The 20,094-nt window shown below is 53.4% G+C and carries 9 protein-coding genes; 8 read left to right on the plus strand and 1 reads right to left on the minus strand.

Annotated features, from left to right (window positions below; all coding sequences use genetic code 11):
- The first annotated feature begins 70 nt into the window (after positions 1–70).
- The 6 genes from gltB to AJE_RS04365 all read left to right on the plus strand — a co-directional run bounded on the left by gltB (position 71) and on the right by AJE_RS04365 (position 14,385).
- Positions 71–4,534 carry a glutamate synthase large subunit gene (gene gltB, locus AJE_RS04340; protein ID WP_008949835.1) on the plus strand — a complete coding sequence of 1,488 codons (4,464 nt, stop codon included), beginning with the start codon at positions 71–73 and terminating at the stop codon, positions 4,532–4,534.
- A 10-nt stretch (positions 4,535–4,544) separates the two neighbouring features.
- Complete coding sequence (locus AJE_RS04345) at positions 4,545–5,957, plus strand: FAD-dependent oxidoreductase (protein WP_008608660.1); 1,413 nt, start codon at positions 4,545–4,547, stop codon at positions 5,955–5,957.
- Between the two features lie 754 nt (positions 5,958–6,711).
- Complete coding sequence (locus AJE_RS04350) at positions 6,712–9,681, plus strand: TonB-dependent receptor domain-containing protein (RefSeq protein ID WP_008949836.1); 2,970 nt, start codon at positions 6,712–6,714, stop codon at positions 9,679–9,681.
- 50 nt (positions 9,682–9,731) lie between these two features.
- On the plus strand, positions 9,732–11,216 hold the full coding sequence (yfcC, locus tag AJE_RS04355) for a putative basic amino acid antiporter YfcC (RefSeq protein WP_008949837.1): 1,485 nt from the start codon (positions 9,732–9,734) through the stop codon (positions 11,214–11,216).
- Positions 11,217–11,226: 10 nt separating this feature from the next.
- Positions 11,227–12,432: a beta-aspartyl-peptidase gene (gene iadA / locus AJE_RS04360; protein ID WP_008949838.1), complete on the plus strand. Its 1,206-nt coding sequence runs from the start codon at positions 11,227–11,229 to the stop codon at positions 12,430–12,432.
- Positions 12,433–14,385, plus strand: a complete 1,953-nt coding sequence (locus AJE_RS04365; protein WP_008949839.1) for a cyanophycinase — start codon at positions 12,433–12,435, stop codon at positions 14,383–14,385.
- A gap of 80 nt (positions 14,386–14,465) precedes the next feature.
- Here the strand turns inward: AJE_RS04365 and AJE_RS04370 are convergent, their stop codons facing one another.
- A complete protein-coding gene (locus AJE_RS04370) occupies positions 14,466–16,484 on the minus strand; it encodes a fused MFS/spermidine synthase (RefSeq protein WP_008949840.1) in 2,019 nt (672 codons plus the stop codon).
- A 313-nt stretch (positions 16,485–16,797) separates the two neighbouring features.
- Between AJE_RS04370 and AJE_RS04375 the strand changes: the two genes are divergently transcribed.
- Complete coding sequence (locus AJE_RS04375) at positions 16,798–18,243, plus strand: YfcC family protein (RefSeq protein WP_008949841.1); 1,446 nt, start codon at positions 16,798–16,800, stop codon at positions 18,241–18,243.
- 116 nt (positions 18,244–18,359) lie between these two features.
- On the plus strand, positions 18,360–20,090 hold the full coding sequence (aceK, locus tag AJE_RS04380) for a bifunctional isocitrate dehydrogenase kinase/phosphatase (RefSeq protein ID WP_008949842.1): 1,731 nt from the start codon (positions 18,360–18,362) through the stop codon (positions 20,088–20,090).
- The last annotated feature ends 4 nt before the right edge of the window (positions 20,091–20,094 follow it).

Here is a 20,094-nt window from a genome sequence, read left to right on the forward strand (position 1 = left end):
ACAACAACAAGAATAATAATTCAAATAATATTAATAATTATTTATTTCAGGATAAGTTTGGAGGCGTGTCATGGCGTTGTATCAGCATAGTCAGGCAAGAGAGAACTGTGGCTTTGGGCTGATTGCGCACCTGGAAGGGGTCGCCAGTCACCGCATAGTCAGAACAGCAATAAATGGTTTAGACCGGATGCAGCACCGCGGCGGTATTTCTGCCGACGGCAAAACCGGTGATGGCTGTGGTTTGTTAATGCAAAAACCGGATAGCTTTTTCCGCGCGCTGGCCGAGGAACATGGCTGGAACCTGGCGAAAAAATATGGCGTCGGAATGATTTTTCTAAGTCAGGATCCAATTAAAGCGGCTCTGGCAAAAGACATTATTAATCAGGAAATTGCCCGCGAAACCCTGACCCTGGTTGCCTGGCGTAAAGTACCAATTGATGCCAGTGTGCTGGGGCCGCTGGCACTGAGCTCAATGCCACAAATTGAGCAGGTGATTGTTAATGCCCCCCATGGCTGGGGCGATCATGATCTGGAACGTCGCCTTTATATGGTGCGTCGCCGGGTCGAAAAGCAGCTGACCGAAGATAACGACTTCTATATTCCCAGCTTCTCCTCTCTGGTTACTGTGTTTAAAGGCTTAATGATGCCGGCGGATTTACCGGGTTATTATCTGGATCTGGCCGATATCCGGATGGAAACCGCCATTTGCGTATTCCACCAGCGTTTTTCAACCAATACCATGCCGCGCTGGAAACTGGCACAGCCGTTCCGCTTTTTAGCCCATAACGGTGAAATCAATACCATTACCGGCAACCGGCAGTGGGCCCGCGCGCGTCAGTACAAGTTTGCCTCGCCGTTATTACCGGATTTACAGGATGCCGCGCCCTTTGTTGGTCAAACCGGCTCCGATTCCAGCTCTTTAGATAACCAGTTGGAACTGTTGCTGGCCGGCGGTATGGATCTGTTCCGCGCCATGCGGTTATTGGTACCGCCTGCCTATCAGGGCAATAAGGTGATGGACGATAACCTGAAAGCCTTTTACGAGTTTAACTCCATGCATATGGAGCCCTGGGATGGTCCGGCCGGTATCGTACTAACCAACGGTCAACATGTGGCCTGTAATCTGGATCGCAATGGCTTGCGCCCTGCCCGCTTTGTGATAACCCGCGACAAGTTGATTACCCTGGCCTCTGAGGTCGGGATCTGGGACTACACCCCGGACGAAGTGGTCGAAAAGGGCCGGGTTGGCCCCGGCGAGATGCTGGCGATTGATACCACCAGCGGCAAAATCTGGCGCTCGGATGAAATCGATCAGGATTTAATGCAGCGCCATCCTTATCGCAGCTGGCTTACCGAAAACGTGCAGCGCCTGGTACCTTATGAAAAATACGAAACCGATCTGATTGGCAAACGTGTCTTTACCGACGACGAAATGCTGGTACTGCATAAGCTGTTTAACTACAGCTATGAAGAAATTGAGCAGGTTGTCACGGTACTGGCGAAAGATGCGCAGGAAGCGGTGGGCTCTATGGGTGACGACACCCCGATGGCGGTGCTGTCGCGTAAGCCGCGTACCCTGTTTGATTATTTCCGCCAACAATTTGCCCAGGTCACCAACCCACCTATAGATCCGTTACGTGAAGCCCATGTGATGTCACTGGGCACCAGTATTGGCCGCGAACACAACGTCTTTAAAGAGACTGCCGGCTATGCGCGGCGGATCCAGTTTGAATCCCCGGTGCTGATGTATTCAGATTTAAAACAACTGAAACAGGCGGATGAGAAATACTATAAGCACCAGATCTTCTCGTTGAATTTTGACCCGGCACAGCAGGATCTGCAGCAAGCTGTCAGCACCCTTTGTCAGCAAGTGGTCAGTGCGGTAAGAGATGACAAAGTGGTGCTGGTGATCCTGACCGACCGGCGCATTGCGCAGGGGTTATTGCCCATTCCTGCAGCTATGGCCGTCGGTGCCGTGCAACAAGCACTGGTTAATGCGCAGCTACGCTGTGATTCGAATATTATTATTGAAACCGCTGCCGCCCGCGATCCGCATCACTTCGCAGTATTGATTGGCCTGGGTGCCACGGCGATTTACCCGTTCCTGGTTTATGAGACCGTCGAACAGCTGGTCGAGAAAGGCAATATCGCCCTGACCGCCCGTCAGGCCGTGCTGAATTACCGCAAAGGCATCAATAAAGGCCTGTATAAAATCATGTCGAAGATGGGGATCTCCACGGTCGCCAGCTACCGTTGCTCCAACCTGTTTGAAGCGGTCGGTATTCATCCGGATGTGATGGCGCAGTGTTTTAGCGATGTACCGTCACGGTTAAGCGGCGCTAACTTTGCCGATTTCCAGCAGGATCTGCAGCAACTGGCTAACGTGGCCTGGTTAAAGCGCAAACCGATGAATCATGGTGGCTTGTTAAAATATGTGCATGATGGCGAGTACCATGCCTACAACCCTGATGTGGTGCAAAGCCTGCAAAAAGCGGTGCGTAGTGGCAGCTATGAAGACTATCAGCAATACAGTCGCTTTGTGAACGAGCGGCCGGTGGCGCATATCCGCGATCTGTTCCAATTAAAAGCTGGCACGCAAGCGGTGGCAGTGGAGCAGGTCGAGCCGGCAGAGCAGCTCTATCCGCGTTTTGACAGCGCGGCGATGTCTATCGGCGCCTTAAGTCCAGAAGCACACGAGGCGCTGGCCATTGCGATGAACCGCCTCGGTGGTCGCTCCAACTCCGGTGAGGGCGGCGAAGATCCGCGGCGCTTTGGTACCGAGAAAAACTCGAAAATCAAACAGGTCGCCTCCGGCCGTTTTGGAGTTACGCCGCATTATCTGGTCAACGCCGAAGTGATTCAGATCAAAGTGGCGCAGGGTGCCAAGCCTGGCGAAGGCGGTCAGTTACCCGGCGAGAAAGTCACCGCTGAAATTGCAAGGCTGCGTTATTCAGTGCCAGGCGTGATGCTGATTTCACCGCCACCCCACCACGATATCTACTCGATTGAAGATTTGGCGCAGCTGATTTTCGATTTAAAGCAGGTTAATCCAGAAGCGCTGATCTCAGTCAAACTGGTGTCAGAGCCGGGTATCGGTACTATCGCGACCGGTGTCGCCAAAGCCTATGCTGATCTAATCACCGTCTCTGGCTATGACGGTGGTACCGGCGCCAGCCCGCTGACGTCGGTAAAATACGCCGGTAGTCCGTGGGAGCTGGGCTTAGCTGAAGTACATCAGGCTTTGGTAGAAAACGGTCTGCGTGATCGGGTACGGCTGCAGGTCGACGGCGGTCTGAAAACCGGCCTCGATGTGGTAAAGGCCGCTATTCTGGGCGCCGAAAGCTTTGGTTTTGGCACCGGCCCTATGGTCGCGCTGGGTTGTAAATTCCTGCGCATTTGCCATCTGAATAACTGCGCGACCGGTGTCGCTACTCAGGACGCTACCTTACGCCGCGATCACTTTAATGGCCTGCCGGAAATGGTAATGAATTACTTCAGCTTCTTGGCGCGCGAAGTACGCGAGCTGATGGCAGAGCTGGGCGTAACCGAATTAACCCAACTGATTGGCCGTACTGACCTGTTGGATTATCGCAGTGCGCAAACGCAAAAACAGGGCAAACTGGATTTAACGCCTATTTTGCAAGCCTCCGGCGTGCGCTCTGATAAACCGCTGTACTGTGTACAAAATAATACGCCTTTCGATCCGGGCGCCTTAAACCAATTATTACTGCAAAAATGCGAGCAGGCGGTACTGAAAAAAACCGGTGGCCAGCATAATCTGCCGATCCGCAATACCGATCGCTCGGTTGGCGCTGCGTTGTCCGGCTTTATTGCCCGCCAGCATGGTAATCAGGGTATGGCAACCGATCCTATCCGCATTAAGTTTACCGGCACTGCCGGCCAGAGCTTTGGCGTCTGGAATGCCGGTGGCCTATATCTGTCGCTGCAGGGTGATGCCAACGACTATGTTGGTAAAGGCATGACCGGTGGTCAGATCGCAATTTACCCGGCTAAAGGCGCCAGCTTTGCCAAAAATGGCTTTACCATTGCCGGTAATACCTGTCTTTACGGCGCCACCGGCGGCCGCTTGTTTGCGGCAGGCCAGGTCGGTGAACGTTTTGCGGTACGTAACTCTGGCGCCGTCGCCGTGGTAGAAGGTACCGGTGATAACTGCTGTGAATATATGACCGGCGGTGTGGTCGTGGTGCTGGGCTGTACCGGGGTGAACTTTGGTGCCGGTATGACCGGTGGCTTTGCTTACCTGCTGGATGAACAGGATGATTTAGCACTGCGCTTAAATGGCGAGCTGGTGGAAGCACTGGATGTCGAAATGCCCATTTTGCAGGAACATTTGCGCAGCCTGCTGCACCAGCATGTCGAAGAGACCGGCAGTGAAAAAGCGCAGCGGATCCTGAATGATTTCCACAACTATTTAAGCAAATTTAAGCTGGTAAAACCAAAAACCAGCGATGTAAATACCTTGCTTGGTCACCGCGCCCGCTCGTCTGCCGAGCTGCGCGTGCAAGCGATGTAAGGGAGGCGTTATGGCACAGAATGTATACCAGTTTATTGACGTAAAACGGATTGATCCGCCAAAACGCTCACTAACCGAAAGAACGATCGAGTTTGTTGAAATTTATCAGCCATTAAGCGCCACCCAGGCCGAGGGGCAAGCTGACCGCTGCCTGGATTGCGGTAACCCCTACTGTGAGTGGAAATGCCCGGTACATAATTATATTCCCCAGTGGCTCAAGCTGGCGAATGAGGGCCGTATTGTCGAAGCGGCAGAACTGTCCCACAAAACCAATAGCCTGCCAGAGGTGTGTGGCAGGGTTTGCCCACAAGATCGGCTCTGTGAAGGCGCCTGCACCCTGAACGAAGGCTTCGGCGCTGTCACCATCGGCAGTATCGAAAAATATATCACCGACAAAGCCTTTGAAATGGGCTGGCGGCCTGACTTATCTGCAGTGGTCAAAACTGACCGTAAGGTCGCGGTGGTAGGGGCCGGTCCTGCGGGCTTAGCCTGCGCCGATGTGCTGGTGCGTAACGGCGTTACCCCTGTGGTATTTGACCGTTATCCGGAGATCGGCGGCCTGCTCACTTTCGGTATTCCACCGTTTAAACTGGAAAAGGATGTGTTAAAACTGCGCCGGCAGATTTTCAGCGAAATGGGCATTGAGTTCCGGCTCAATACCACCGTCGGTGTCGATGTTAGCTTCGACAGTCTGCTGGAAGAGTATGATGCCGTGTTTCTGGCGCTGGGTACCTATACGCCGATGAAAGGTGGCCTGGTTAATGAAGAGGCGCCCGGTGTTTACGAAGCCTTGCCGTTTTTAATTGGCAACGTCAATAACCTGATGGGCTGGCAAACTGAGCATCCCTTTGTCAGCATGGCCGGTAAAACCGTGGTGGTGTTAGGGGGTGGCGATACCGCTATGGACTGTGTCCGCACCTCTATTCGTCAGGGTGCAGCTAAAGTCAGCTGCGCTTACCGCCGCGATGAAGCCAATATGCCAGGCTCGCGTAAAGAAGTGCAAAATGCCCGCGAAGAAGGCGTTGAGTTTCTGTTTAATCTGCAACCACTGGGGATTGAATTAAACGATGCTGGCCAGGTCTGCGGCGTACGGGTGGTCACGACCGAATTGGGTGCGCCTGATGCCAAAGGGCGGCGCAGCCCACAGCCAGTGCCTGGCTCAGAACAGGTATTGCCGGCTGATGCGGTGATTATCGCCTTTGGTTTTCAGCCCAGTCCGCCAAAATGGTTAATCGACCAAGGCGTAGCGCTGGATAGTAAAGGCCGGGTCTTAGCCAGCGAGCAAAGCCCCTATGCGCTGCAAACCAATCAGCAAAAAATCTTTGCCGGTGGCGATATGGTGTTAGGCTCTGATCTGGTGGTCACGGCTATTGCTCAGGGTCGCAAGGCAGCTGAAGGGATCCTGGATTACTTGCAGGTTTAATTGACACTAGGGCGTGTTGACGTTTGCTGCTTGTTTTTGCAGCTGTTTGGCTGGTGTTTATACAAGGCAGAGCTTGTGATGTGTAGTTATTCTACATGAACAAGCGATAACGCAGTAGAAACGCCAGCCAAACGCTGCCCGAAGGGTTCACGCTGGCGGCGCTTTGCTCTTTGTCACTCGTCACTTATTTAGAATAACTAAACTGCGCTCCTCGTTTCGCGATCAAAGCGCCGCCAGTGTGAACAAAATCTAAGCAGCAAACGTCAACACGCCCTAACTACCCCGCTTAATGCCCGCTTATCGCGGGCATTTTTATATCCTGCCCACGCGGTGGCGGCGACAAAAAATCTGCAACGGCTGCTTGACAGTCTGCAGCTGCCGTCATATAACTGGTATCAGATGGCGAAAAAGACATCTGCGTGAGTTTCGAATCATAACTTTCGAACAGACAACTTAGATATAAAACTTACATACAAGAAGTAGCGATATGTTAAAAAAAGCAATCCAGCTTAGCTCATATCACTACTCGTCATACTACCTCTCTGAGTGGTTTAACGAGTAGAAACGTAACAGGTTGATGCGTCACTGATTATTTTCGGTGCTGCGCTACCTGCTTTTCTATTTGTTTGACCCAAAAACCAAATAACAATCATAAAGCAAAAATGAAGCTCCAGGCGGCTTCACAGCATCTTGCTATGCATTCTCTGATGCATAGAGCTGTGCGGCTGCCTGCTTATCCAAAGAAGGTGTAACCATGAAACGCTATGCTCCTCTCTCACTGGCTATTGCTACCGCTTTAGCTATGGCAGTACCAGCTGCTGCCCAGCAAACTACCGAACCAACTGACGAAGCAAAAAGTCTGGAGCGGATCGCCGTAACCGGCTCGCGCATTAAAGGCGTTGATCTAGAAGGGGCGCAGCCGCTGGTAGTTTTGTCGGCCGAAGATATTAAAAATTCCGGCGCCGGCTCCCTCTATGAATTACTGAAGGATCTTGGTCAGCTCCGGGGCGGTAACGGCACCTTCTCTACCTCAGAAAGTGGTGCCACCTCAACCGCGACGCCAGCCGGTCAGGCTGCAGCATCATTACGTGGCTTAGGCCCGGCTTCAACCCTGACCCTGATTAATGGTCGTCGCGTTGCCGCTTCCTCTTTTGCGGCCGGTACGCAAAACTTTGTCGACATTAACAGTATTCCGATTGCTGCTATTGAGCGCATCGAAATTCTGGCCACCGGCGCCTCGGCTATTTATGGTGCCGATGCGGTCGCTGGTGTAATAAACTACATTCTGAAAAAAGATTATGACAAGGCCGAAGTCAATCTGTCCTATGCCAATAGCACCGCATCCAGTGACGAAGGCACAGCCAACCTGAATCTGATCTGGGGCCAGCAGGTGGCAGGTGGCAACCTTACCCTGTTTGCCGATCTGGTTGATCGTAAAGCCTTCCGTGCCGCAGACCGCGACTTTACCCGGACGCCGATTTTACAAAGCAACTATTCTTATCTGCCAAAAGGCACACCGAATATTTACTATTTCTCGACCCGCAGCGGCGATGAAATTGCGACACCGGGCTGTCCGACACCACTGGTGACTACTGAATTTGGTGAGCAGATCTGCGCCTATTATCCGAATGAAGATGATGTGCTGCGCAGCCCCATTAAGAGCGCGTCAGCCGGTTTAATGTTTAATAAAGACTTAAACGCTAACCTGAACTGGCAAACCGATCTGTTCTATACCCGTACCAAATCTACCGCGGTATCCAGCCCGGCGCCGATTAACCAGCTAAACGATGCCGAAGGTGCCTGGGTGCCGGAAAATGCGCTGGATATCTTTCCCGGTACCACCCGCGATAATGACTTTATCTATTTTGGCAACGAGCGCATCTATATCGATCCCTTTTTCTCTCCCACTGGCCGCCGGCTTTGGGGCTTCCAGTTCGACGCCCGCTTTACCGAGCCGCGCACCGTGGAAGTTACCACTGAAGCGCTGCGACTGGTATCGGCGCTATCCGGTACTTACCGCGACTGGGATTGGGAAAGCGCCGTGCTGGTGTCGCGCTCTAAGTCGACTCAGGAAGCCGTAGCCGGTATTTATAATCGCTATAAATATCATGCTGCTATCGCCGGTGAGCTCTGCTCAGATGGCAGTATCGCCAGCCGCAGCGGCAATACGCTTAGCTGTGCCACTGGCACTAATCTGGTCGGTTTTTATAATCCATTTTTACAAAATGATGCCACGAATGACGCCAGACTGGTGCTGGCACAAGAAGTGCCAACCCGTGATGGTTTAAGTACCCTTTATGGTTGGGATGCGCGGATTAGCGGCGATCTGTTCGAATTCAGGGACAGTTTTGTCAGGGCAGCCTTTGGTGCTGAACTAAGACGCGAAAAAATCACCGACGAGCCATCCGAAAACGCCCAGGCCCGCTTCGATAATGGCTATCTGGTCGATGTCTTTGGTTTTGGCTCCAGCTTATCCAGCGCCAGTCGCAATCAGGCAGCGGTGTTTGGTGAGTTCTATGTGCCTCTGACCAGCCAGTTAGAAATGCTGGCAGCCGGCCGTTACGACCACTACAACGACTTTGGTGGCACCTTTAATCCAAAGATCGGCTTTACCTACCGGCCTACCGATGAGCTGGTACTGCGCGCTTCCTGGGCCAGCTCGTTCCGCGCGCCCTCTTTAACCCAGGCCGGGGTAAAGCTTCGTACCACTACCGCTCGCTATGATTGTTCGGCTAATGACGTGGTAAACCAGTTTTACTGTGGCGGCCAGGGCGGTACCGGCAGTCTGAACGTACTGGAACTGGGTAACCCTGAGTTAAAAGCCGAAACCTCAGAATCGGTCAGTGTCGGTTTTGGCTGGAGCCCAAGCCGCAATACTACGGTGACCGTAGACTACTGGCAATTTGATCATAAGAAACTGGTCGATACCGATATGACCGCTGCTTTGGCACGCAGTATTACTGACGTGAGTCAGCGTCACTGCGGTTTGGTGCCTGAAGGGGCCACTGGTATCGCGCTGAATCCGGATCTGGCCGTTGGCCGTGACCGCTTTAATATCTGTCAGGTACTGGATAGCGAGGGCCGTAACCTGACCAATCCGAATGCCAATATGCAGCAAATTCTGACCAATTGGGTCAACAGCACGCCAGCACGGGTTACCAGCTTGCCGTTATTCCGCGACCATGTGATCCTGCTGGAAAACGTTGGCCGGCAGCAAGTTAAGGGTATTGATACCCGTATCAGCCATACCTTTGACTTAACACAGGGACGGCTGGGGCTAGATCTGGACTGGACCCATTATCTGTCGTTTGAACGCAACAAAGCCGGCTCAGATGAGATTGAGTCGCTGGTAGGCACTTATCGCTATCCGCGCAATATCGCCAATCTGCGGCTGTCCTGGCGGGCAGAGGATTTCTTCACCGGCTTAGGTCTGAGCTATACCGCATCCTATGCCGATGATATCAGCCGCCTGCGTAGCCGTAATATTATTGAAATGGAAGATCTGGGTGTGCTGGATGACAACGGTGAGCGCAAAGTCGCCGCCTGGACCACAGTACGCGGCTATGTTGGCTACGACTTTAAAAACGCCACTGTCAGCTTTAATATCGACAACCTGTTCGACCGCGACCCGCCACGGGTTTATGGTTCAAGCCGGGGCTTCGATTCCATCAATCACAATGCACTGGGCCGTAACTATCGGTTATCCTTTAGCTACTTCTTCTAAACCCAGGGCTGCCGGCCACTGCCGGCAGCCTGTGCACACAGGTTAGTTGTATGACACCATCAACCAAACAACCGGCACAGATGCCGGATGCCTTTGTCATCCTGTTTTTCGTGATGATTTTGGCAGCACTGGCATCTTATCTGATCCCGGCTGGCAGCTTTAGCCTGACGGAATTGCCAGCCGCAACCGAGGGCGCGGTAAAAGCTAAGGGCAAACTCGATCCGCAAAGTTTTCAGTTTGCGTCCGAGCAGCAACAAGGTGTACCGCTGTTTGCTGAAGGCGGCGGTATCGGCTTTTTTAACTATGCCTTTGAAGGCCTGGTTTCCGGCAATAAATGGGGCTCTGCCGTCGGAGTGGTAGCCTTTATTCTGTTAACCGGTGGTGCCTTTGGCATCATTATGAAAACCGGCGCTATCCATAATGGCATAGTGGCGCTGATCGAAAAAACCCGGCGTACCGAGTTTTTGTTTATCCCGCTGATGTTCGCGCTGTTCTCGCTTGGCGGCGCGGTCTTTGGCATGGGGGAAGAAGCTATCGCCTTTTGTATCATCCTGCTGCCGCTGATGCTGGCACTGGGCTATGATGCGATCACGACCGTGCTGGTGACCTATGTCGCCACCCAGATCGGTTTTGCTACCTCCTGGATGAACCCCTTTAATGTGGCCATCGCGCAGGGTATTGCCGAGATCCCGCTGTTATCAGGCGCTGAGTTACGCTATGGCATGTGGGCGGTATTTACGCTGTTCGGCATCATTTATACCATGCGCTATGCCGCCCGCATTAAAGCCACACCGGAAAGCTCATTGAGTTTTGCTACTGATCAGCGGTTACGGCAGCAGCAAAGTAGCAGCGTGCAACACCGCTATAACGGTCTGGACAGCCTGATCCTGCTGCTGTTTTTTGCCGGACTGTGCTGGATTATCTGGGGTGTGACTCAGCGCGAGTACTATATTCCGGAGATTGCCAGTCAGTTTTTCACCATAGGGGTGGTCATTGGCATAGTGGCGGTACTGGGTAACAGAATGCGCGTTAACGAAGTAGCCGATGGCTTTAAACAAGGTGCGGCCGAATTGTTGCCGGCAGCACTGATTGTTGGCATGGCTAAGGGTATAGTGCTGATCCTCGGTGGTGATAATGCCGAACAACCCTCAGTACTCAATACGCTGCTGTTTTACTCCGGGCAGGCACTGGGCGATTTTCCGGCCTGGTTATCTGCCTGGTTGATGCTGGTTTTACAATCTATTTTTAATTTCTTTGTCGCTTCCGGCTCCGGCCAGGCCGCGCTAACCATGCCACTGATTGCCCCGCTCTCCGATATGCTTGGCTTATCACGCCAAATCGCCGTACTGGCATTTCAGCTCGGTGATGGCCTAACCAACTGCATTATCCCCACCTCCGCCGCCTTGATTGGCTGCCTGGGTGTCGTCAGAGTGGACTGGAGTGTCTGGCTGAAATTTGCCTGGAAATTACAACTGTGGCTATTTGCGCTGGCGTCGGCTTTTATGCTGCTGGCGGTGGCGATTAATTACCAATAATGAGGTTATCTTGGAACAGATTATTCTGATTAAGGGCGCACAACTCTATGCCCCTACTGCGCTTGGCACTAAGGATCTGCTGCTGGCCGGTAATACGATAGCGGCGATTGCCGATAATTTAATACTTAATGATACCAACTTACCGATCTCGGTGATCGATGGCAGCGGCAAGTTACTGGTGCCTGGCTTTGTCGACTCGCTGGTGCATTATATCGGCGGCGGTGGTGAGGGTGGCTTTGCTACCCGTACCCCGGAAATGCAGCTGACCGATGCCACTTTAGCCGGCGTGACTACCGCCATTGGCGTGTTGGGTACCGATGCCACTACCCGTACCCTAAGCAACTTGCTGGCGAAGGCGCATGCGTTAGACATCGAGGGCATCAGTACCTATTGCCACACCGGCTCTTATGAGATCCCGTGCCGGACGCTGACCGGCAACATTACCGACGATCTGATCCTGATTGATAAAATTATCGGTGTCGGTGAAATTGCCATTAGCGACCACCGTTCGTCACAACCTACGATCAGCGAAATCCGCAAGGTTGCCGCTGCCGCCCGGGTTGGCGGTATGCTGGCAGGTAAAGGCGGCGTGGTCAGTGTGCATGTCGGCAGCGGCAACAGCTTACTGCAACCGCTGTTTGATGCGGTAGCCGGCACCGAGCTAAGCTTAAGCCAATTTTACCCGACCCATATCAACCGCAACGAAGCCTTGTTTAACGCTGGTCTGGAGTTTGCGCGCGCCGGCGGTGTCATTGATTTTACTACCAGCACCACCGCCTACGATTTGCAGCATGGCGAAGTGGCCGCCGCCGCCGCCGTTGCCCGGGCCCTGGCTGCCGGTATCAGCCCAATGCAATTAACCATGAGCTCGGATGGCAATGCCAGTCTGCCGATTTTTAGCCCGGATGGTCGTTTACTCGGTCTGGAAGTCGGTGCAGTGCGTAGCCTGCATCATTCACTGCAAAGCGCCGTGCTGGAATTTCAGGTGCCACTCAGTGCCGCCCTGACCACGGTCACCCAGGCACCGGCGCAGGTTTTGGGCCTAAAACAAAAAGGCCAGCTTGCAGTTGGCAAAGATGCTGATATGCTGCTGCTCAATAGCCATGATCTGAGTATCGACACCGTGATCGCCAAAGGCCGCTGCCTGGTAAAGGACGGCCGGCCACAGGTGTATGGCACCTTCGAAAAACCGCAGCAATTCGCAACAGGAGGTTAGATGCGTCTTTCCTGCATAAAGCTGCTGCTTTTTAGCAGCCTGGTTGGCCTGGCAGTACCGGGCGCACTGGCGGTTGAGCCGCAGCCGGAACCTGCTCAGACAGAACAGCCGTTGGCAGCCGCCGATGCAGCGACGCCGGCTGTTGAGCCTGAACCCAGCATTCTGGATATCGCCAGCACGCCTGCTCAAGTCCTACCGCAGCCTGAATACGACCTGATGTTAATGGGCGGAGGCCTTGCCACCTGTAGCTCAATGTCAAACCGCAGCTGTCTGGAACAAACCCAGTTCAGCGCCCTGGCAAAAACCGGTAATCTGTATTGGTTACAACAGAGTCTGCTGCAAAATTTCGCTGCCGCGGAAGTTTTCAGCGCTGAGCGTAAAACTCTGCAGCAACAGTTGGTGCAGCTGTTTAATCAACTTGCTGCTGAGCATACTGCGCTGCTAACCGAACAACAGTTGGTCGAGCTGTGGCGGGCGGCTCCGGCCACAGAGCAAGCGCCGGATGGTGAAACCCTGTGGCAACAGCTGTCTGAGCGTGAGTTAAATGTCGTCTTCGATTATCTGGAAGTGCCGACCCTGAGCAGTGATGGCAAGTACCGGTTAACTGAACACGTTGATTTAGCAAAGACTCAGGATCAGCACTCGGCTGAACTGTACCGTGAGTTTGTGCGTCTGGCGGCAATGAAAGCCAGCAACAAAGGGCGCAGTGCGCCAAAACTGCTCATGGTGACCGCCTCATCACGGGATCCCTTTGCTGCGGTGGATTTTTATCTGGATGCCTTTCGCCAGGCTGGCGCAGAGGTAGAGTGGCTACCGCTAACCGCTGCCTTGCAGGCGGCGATGCAGGCGCAAAATTGTCAGGCGCTGCCGCAATTTTTGGCGGACATCCATGGTAGCTACCGCCGTGAACAGGTTTATGCGGATCTTTACGCCCTTAAGCTGCAGGCCTGTCAGGCAGGCAGTAAAGCCCTGGTTGCAAAAATTGCTGCGGCTGATGGCATTTTCTTTAATGGCGGTGATCAAAGTCTGACCTATCAGGCGCTGCGCTTTACGGACGGCTCTGCCAGCCCGGAGCTGACCGCAATCTTCAGTGCCGTTGCCAAGAAGCAGCTGCTGGTTGGTGGCACCAGCGCTGGTACCGCAGTGATGAGCGGCAATCAGTGGCTGGCACCTCAGCTGGCAGCGGTACCGATGATTTCCAACGGCGACAGCTATCATGCCTTACAATATGGCGCGGTAGCGGGCCCTGCGCCCTGGCCGGGTTGTCGCAAAGAAAACCGCTGCCCGGATAATTTAAGTGAGCGCCAGCTTACCTACACCGCGGCCGGTGGCCTGGGATTATTCCCGCTCGGTGTGCTGGATACCCATTTTGCCGAGCGCGGCCGTCAGGCCCGGCTCTTAGTGCTACAGCAGGCAACGCAAACCAGACTGGCTTTTGGTGTTGATGAAGCCAGTGCCATGCTGGTGGATTTAGGCCACTATGCCACAGGGCTGGTGCAAATGGCTGCCCGCGGCGCCGGTGAGGTCTATGTCAGCGAGTTACAGTCAGAGTCGAGCAAAGCGCAGTTACTGGCGCACACCTATACCCTGACAGCGGGCGATACGTTAGTCTGGCAAGCGGAAGCCTTGCCCCAGGCTGAGACTTTAACCCCGGCTAAGTCCTCGCCCCAGGCTGAGAATGTGCCCCAACAGGTAACACTAACGCTGGTGCCCGCCGCCGCTAAAACGCCGCTCACCGAGCAGGCCGAGCCGCTGCATAGCAAGAGCCCGCTATTTAGCCGCGATCACTACCGTAGCCTGAGCCGTTCACTGTGCCGCAGCAACTTTCACAGTGCCACCGTCAGTGAGCCACCTTATCTGATCCGGCTGAGTAAAGACGGCGCTTGCAGTGCCGATGCCGAAGGTAACCTCAGTTATCGCCAGCAGCTACGCATTATCAGTCCGGCTGAATAACCGCCACTAAACCGGTCGCCCTGCTGCCTTTAGCGCAGGGCGACTGCACCGCTTGCCAATTCCCACACCTGCAGCAACAGCTACTTTAACACCTGAAACAGATTACTGTGTTGATCGGTCCAGCGCACCTCGGGTCTTAGTGGTGTTGGCCAGGGCCGACTGGCTTGCCGGATGCTGTCTTGTTGTAAAAAACGCTGATTGCGGCTTAGCAGTACCCATTCGGTCGCCGCCGGATTATCGGCATCGGCTGGCGTCGGGATAAAGACCGCATCCAGCCCCAGCGCCACAGCCTGATTACGTAACACACTACTGAGATCCAGATAGTTATTCGAAATATGCACAGCCAGCACGCCATCAGGCAACAAATGCTGCCAATACAATGCCAGCGCCTCTGTCGTTAACAGATGCTGCGGAATGGCATCACTGCTAAAAGCATCTAACACCAGCAGATCAAATTGCTGACTGCCCTGGTCTGCCAGTTGCTGCTGCAGCAGCTGTCTGGCATCGCCCAGCTGCAAGCGAATTTCCGCCGGGCTCTGCGCCAGATAACTAAAATGCTGCCGGGCAGCCTCGATCACCGCCGGATTAATTTCATAAAACTGCAGCAGATCGCCGCTGCGACCATAGGCCGCCAAAGCGCCAGCGCCCAAGCCCACCAACCCCAGATGACGCCGGCTCAGCTGGCTGCTGCTACGTGTCGGATCGGCCGGTAAAAAGTGTGTTATTGCCAACGCTACCCCAGTACCAGGCCGATAGTAGCTCAGCGGTTGCATGGCTTTACTCTCGTCCAGATACTGCGCACCGTGGCTGGTGGTGCCATCTATTAGTTGGCGCTGCCAGTGCCCGTTTAGCTCGACATCGCGCACAATCAGACTACCGTAAAAATTCCGGCTGCTGCTGATATCCTGGCGCCCCAGCTGCTGTTCAATCAGCAAAAAACTGCCAATAAAGATCCCACCTGCCAATAACGCCGTTGCCGTCTGCCACACCGCCTGTCGGCGCCAATTATGCAGCGTCACCAGCCAGAGGATCGCCAATAGCACCAGCGGAAACTCCCAGTAACGACTAAACAGCAACGGCGCCAGTAGATTAATCAACAGGCCGCCCAGCACCCCGCCGGCAGCCAACAACAGATAAAATGCCGTTAACTGCTCACGGGACGGCTTGCTGCGGGCCAGCTCACCATGACAGAGCATACAACCACTAAACAGCAACATCAGATACAGCAGCAGCTGTGACAGCCAGTCAAACTGCCGGCCCAGATAAAACAGCAGTAGCGCAACAACTAAGCAGATGGCGAACAAATACAACCAGATGGCGCGCTGATACCAGCTATCGCGGTTGAATACCAGGGTAAAACTGAGTAAGTAAAGTGCCAGCGGCACTACCCAGAGAAAGGGCACCGGCGGCACATTTTGCGTTAATTGCTGAGTTACTGCCAACAACAGCACCACCCCGGCGGCAGATAACGCCAGATAACGACCGCTATGGCCGCGCCGCAACGTCAGTGGCGCCGCGGGCAGCAGCTTGCTCTGCGCCAGTGAGTGCCACAGCAGCACCAGAATACAGCCGCTAAACAGGATAAAACCGCCAGTCCAGTATGCTTGCTGCTGCGGTAGCGCCAGATAGGGCTCGACTAAAAACGGATAACTGAGTAAGGCCGCAAAAGAGCCCAGGTTTGACAACGCATAAAGCCGGTACGGGCTTTGCTGTGGGTAACGGGCGGCAAACCAGTGCTGTACCAAAGGCGCGGTGGCGCTTAACAGCAGATAGGGTAAGCCGATCGCCAGTGCAAGATAGCTTAGAATTCCCGACAAGGGTGCAGCTTGCGGATCGGGTTTCGCATCGAGCAATAACAAACTGGCTACCGCCAGCAGCAGTAAACTGCTATGCCAGAAACGCTGCCACGTCAGATTGGCAAAGCGGCTTAGCAGGTGTGCATACAAATAACCACCAAGCAGAGCCGTTTGGAAAAACAATAATGCAGCGGTCCAGACTTGAGCGCCGCCACCAAAATACGGTAGTAGCAGCCGCGCCAGCATAGGTTGAACCAAAAACACCAGACTGGCGCTGAGCAGCACGGTCAGAGCAAATAACAAGGGCCTACTCCGCTTAAAAGGCGTCAGCCTACCCAAAGCGCGCTCTGCCAGCAAGGGTTATCCGCCGCGCTGTATGCTAGTTACGGTAAATTACGCCTGGGCATGTTGAGGTTTGCGGATTGAATTTTTTTGCTCTGGAGCCGCAGCCTTGTCTGATTTGTCGAACCGCGCGTCATAGGTTAGACTTGCAGCGCGCTGGCCGGTAGCAGTGGCGGTATCGCTAACCTGTTAAGCCCTGACGACCTGGCTTTCAGCCCAATATTACTATAACAACACCCTCTATCGCGCCCCGGCGCACTGCTAAGGTTTATTTATGGGAAAGTTTAAAGTTCCGCACACTCTCACGCTACTGTTTAGCATGATGGTGATTGCGATGATCGCCACCTGGATTGTTCCCCAGGGTTTCTTTGCTACCGAGACCATGGCCAACGGCCGGGCTGTGGTAGTGCCGGGCACCTTTAGTCTGGTTGACGAGCGCAGCTATCTGACACCCTGGCAATTATTAACGGCCATTCCACGGGCTTTTGCCTCCGCCCAGGATGTGATTTTCTTTGTGATGATTTTAGGCGGCGTGCTGGCAGTGGCCCGCGCAACCGGTACCGTGGATGCGCTGATTGGCCGCTTACTGGAGCGTTTTGGCTCCCGGCCACAGATGCTGATCTTTATGGTGATCTTCTGCTTTGCGATGGCATCCAGTTTTATTGGTACCGCCGGTGAATATATTCCCTTCGTATTAATTCTGGTGGCGCTGTGCAAAGCCATGCGGCTGGATGCGATGACGGCAGTCGGTATGACGGTGGCCGGTTATGGTATTGGCTACGGCATTTCTGCGGTCAATCCATTTACGCTGGTGATTGCCCAACAAATCGCCGATATTCCGATTTTATCCGGTTGGGAGCTGCGGGCAGCAATTTTTCTGCCCTTTGTGTTAATTGGTTTTCACCATGTCTGGAGTTATGCCAAAAAGGTCGCGCAAGACCCGAGCCAATCGATGGTAAAAGATTTGCCCTGCCCCCTGGGTGATAAGCATGCGGTCGATTATCCGAACTTAAACTGGCGGCATCGCCTGATCCTGGGCAGCTTTGTGCTGACTATCGGTGTGGTAGCCTACAATATCCGGATGAATGGCTGGTATCTGTATGAGCTGGGTGCCGCCTTTATCGCCTGGGGCTTATTTGTGGTAGTGGTTGGCAATATCAGTACCGATACTGCCGCGAAAAAATTTATCGAGGGCGCGATGGAGCTCACCACCACCGCAGTATTAATCGGTGTCGCGCGCGGGATTTCACTGATTTTGGAAGATGGCCAGATCCTGCATTCGCTGGTGCATGGTATGTCAATGCCGTTGTCTTTTGTCGGCGCTGAAGTGGCGGCAGTGGGTATGCTGTTTATCCAGACCTTGCTGAACTTCTTTATCCCGTCCGGCAGTGGCCAGGCTTACGTCACTATGCCACTGATGGTACCACTGAGTGATCTGCTGGAAATTCCGCGCCAGGTTGCCGTATTGGCGTATCAGTTTGGCGATGGTTTCTCTAATATGATTATCCCAACCAATGCGATTCTAATGGGCATTATCGGTATTGCCGGTATCCCTTACGGTCACTGGTTCCGCTTCTGTTTACCGCTGATGGTCAAACTGATGCTGGCCTCCTCGGTGGTACTGGTATTGGCAGTGGTATTTAACTTTGGTGCTGATGTACAACCCGCCGATCTGCCATTGCAATCCAAGGTGCAGCAACACACTGAACAGGTTAACTAGCCGCGATACCAGCACAAAAAGGGCTCAATACGAGCCCTTTTTGCTTTTAGCGTTTGCCAGTGACTTAGCTTTCTCAGTAAAGTAGCCTTAGATTTTTTTGCAGCACAGCAGGGCTTATGCATCAAGCACGGCAAATTGCCGAGATTATTTTAAAGGGCTTTCGCAAACACTTTCGTCTGTTTCAGCAGGTCACGGCCCGTGCCCGGCAGCGCTTTGAGCAAGCCGACTGGCAGGCCTATCAGCAGGATAGCTCAGAGCGGATCCAGTTTTATGATTTGCGGGTCAATGAAACCATCAGCCTGCTGCGCCAGCAATTACCCGCCGAGTGTTTAAATGAACCCCTGTGGCAGCAGGTTAAGCAACACTATCTGGAATATTTGCTATTCCACCCGCAGGCAGAACTGGCAGAAACCTTTTATAACTCGGTATTTTGCCGGTTATTTGCCCGTAAATATTTTCATAACCAGAATATCTTTGTCGAATCAACCTTGGATAAGCAACATCTGCCGGCACCTATTGCCTCGGTGTACCAAAGTTATTTCCCGGCACAGGATGGCTTAAAGCAGTCGATCCGCAATGTTATTGCCGCCTTTGGTTTTAGTACGCCCTTTATCGATCTGGAACATGATATCCGCTGTGTGCTACGCAGCTTTATCAGTCAGTCCAGTCATGGCGCTTTCCCGGTGCATCTGCTGCGGTTAGATATTCTGCACACCCCGTTTTTTCGCAATAAAGCCGCCTATCTGGTTGGCCGGGTGGTGACGCCGCAGGGCCAGCAACCTTTTATTATTCCGTTGCTGCACGCCGAAGGTAAAGGTCTGTATCTGGATACGCTGCTTACCGATCCGGAGCAAATGAGTATTATCTTCGGCTTCTCACGCGCCTACTTTATGGTGCAATGCCCGGTGCCCTCGGCATTGGTGCATTTTTTACGCGAATTGCTACCGCATAAAACGCTGGCAGAACTGTATGCTGCAATAGGTCTGCATAAACAAGGTAAAACCGAGTTTTATCGCGAACTACTGACCCATCTTGAGCGCTCGCGGGATCGCTTTGTTGCTGCACCGGGGATCCGGGGCATGGTGATGATGGTGTTTACCCTGCCCTCTTTTCCTTATGTGTTTAAAGTGATTCGCGATACCTTTAGCGAAACCAAACAATTTGACCGTGCCACGGTAAAAGCCCGCTATCAACTGGTGAAACAGCACGATCGGGTCGGCCGGATGGCCGATACGCTGGAATATTCCGATGTTGCCTTACCCAAGGCACGCTTTACGCCTGAGTTATTGCAGGAGCTACAGGACAGTATCGCCGGTTCACTGCAAATTGAGGACGAGCTGGTGGTGATTAAACATCTGTATATTGAACGGCGGATGACACCACTCAATCTCTATCTGGAGCAGGCCTCGACTGCCGATAAAGCCAGCATTATGGATGACTACGGCACCGCCATTAAAGAAATGATTGCCGCCAATATTTTCCCCGGCGATATGCTACTGAAAAACTTTGGTGTCACCCGGCATAAAAGGGTGGTGTTCTATGATTATGACGAGGTGCAATATCTGCTGGATGTGAATTTCCGCAGCCTGCCCAAGGTCGATAGTTTTGAAGCGGCGCTGGAAGCAGAGGCAAATTGCTGGGCCGCACCCGGTGATGTGTTTCCGGAGCAAATGGCGACCTTTGTCACACCGGGCGCCGAGATCCGCGATATGTTATTTAGTAAACATCCGGAGCTGTTGGATGCCGGCTACTGGCGACAAAAGCAGTACCGGATCCGCCAGGGCCAGGTGGAAGATATTTTCCCTTATCCGCAAGCCATGCGCTTTTGTCACCTTTATCCGGAATAACCTT

Origin of the sequence: Alishewanella jeotgali KCTC 22429 (assembly GCF_000245735.1) — a bacterium.
In the GTDB taxonomy this organism is placed as follows: domain Bacteria; phylum Pseudomonadota; class Gammaproteobacteria; order Enterobacterales; family Alteromonadaceae; genus Alishewanella; species Alishewanella jeotgali.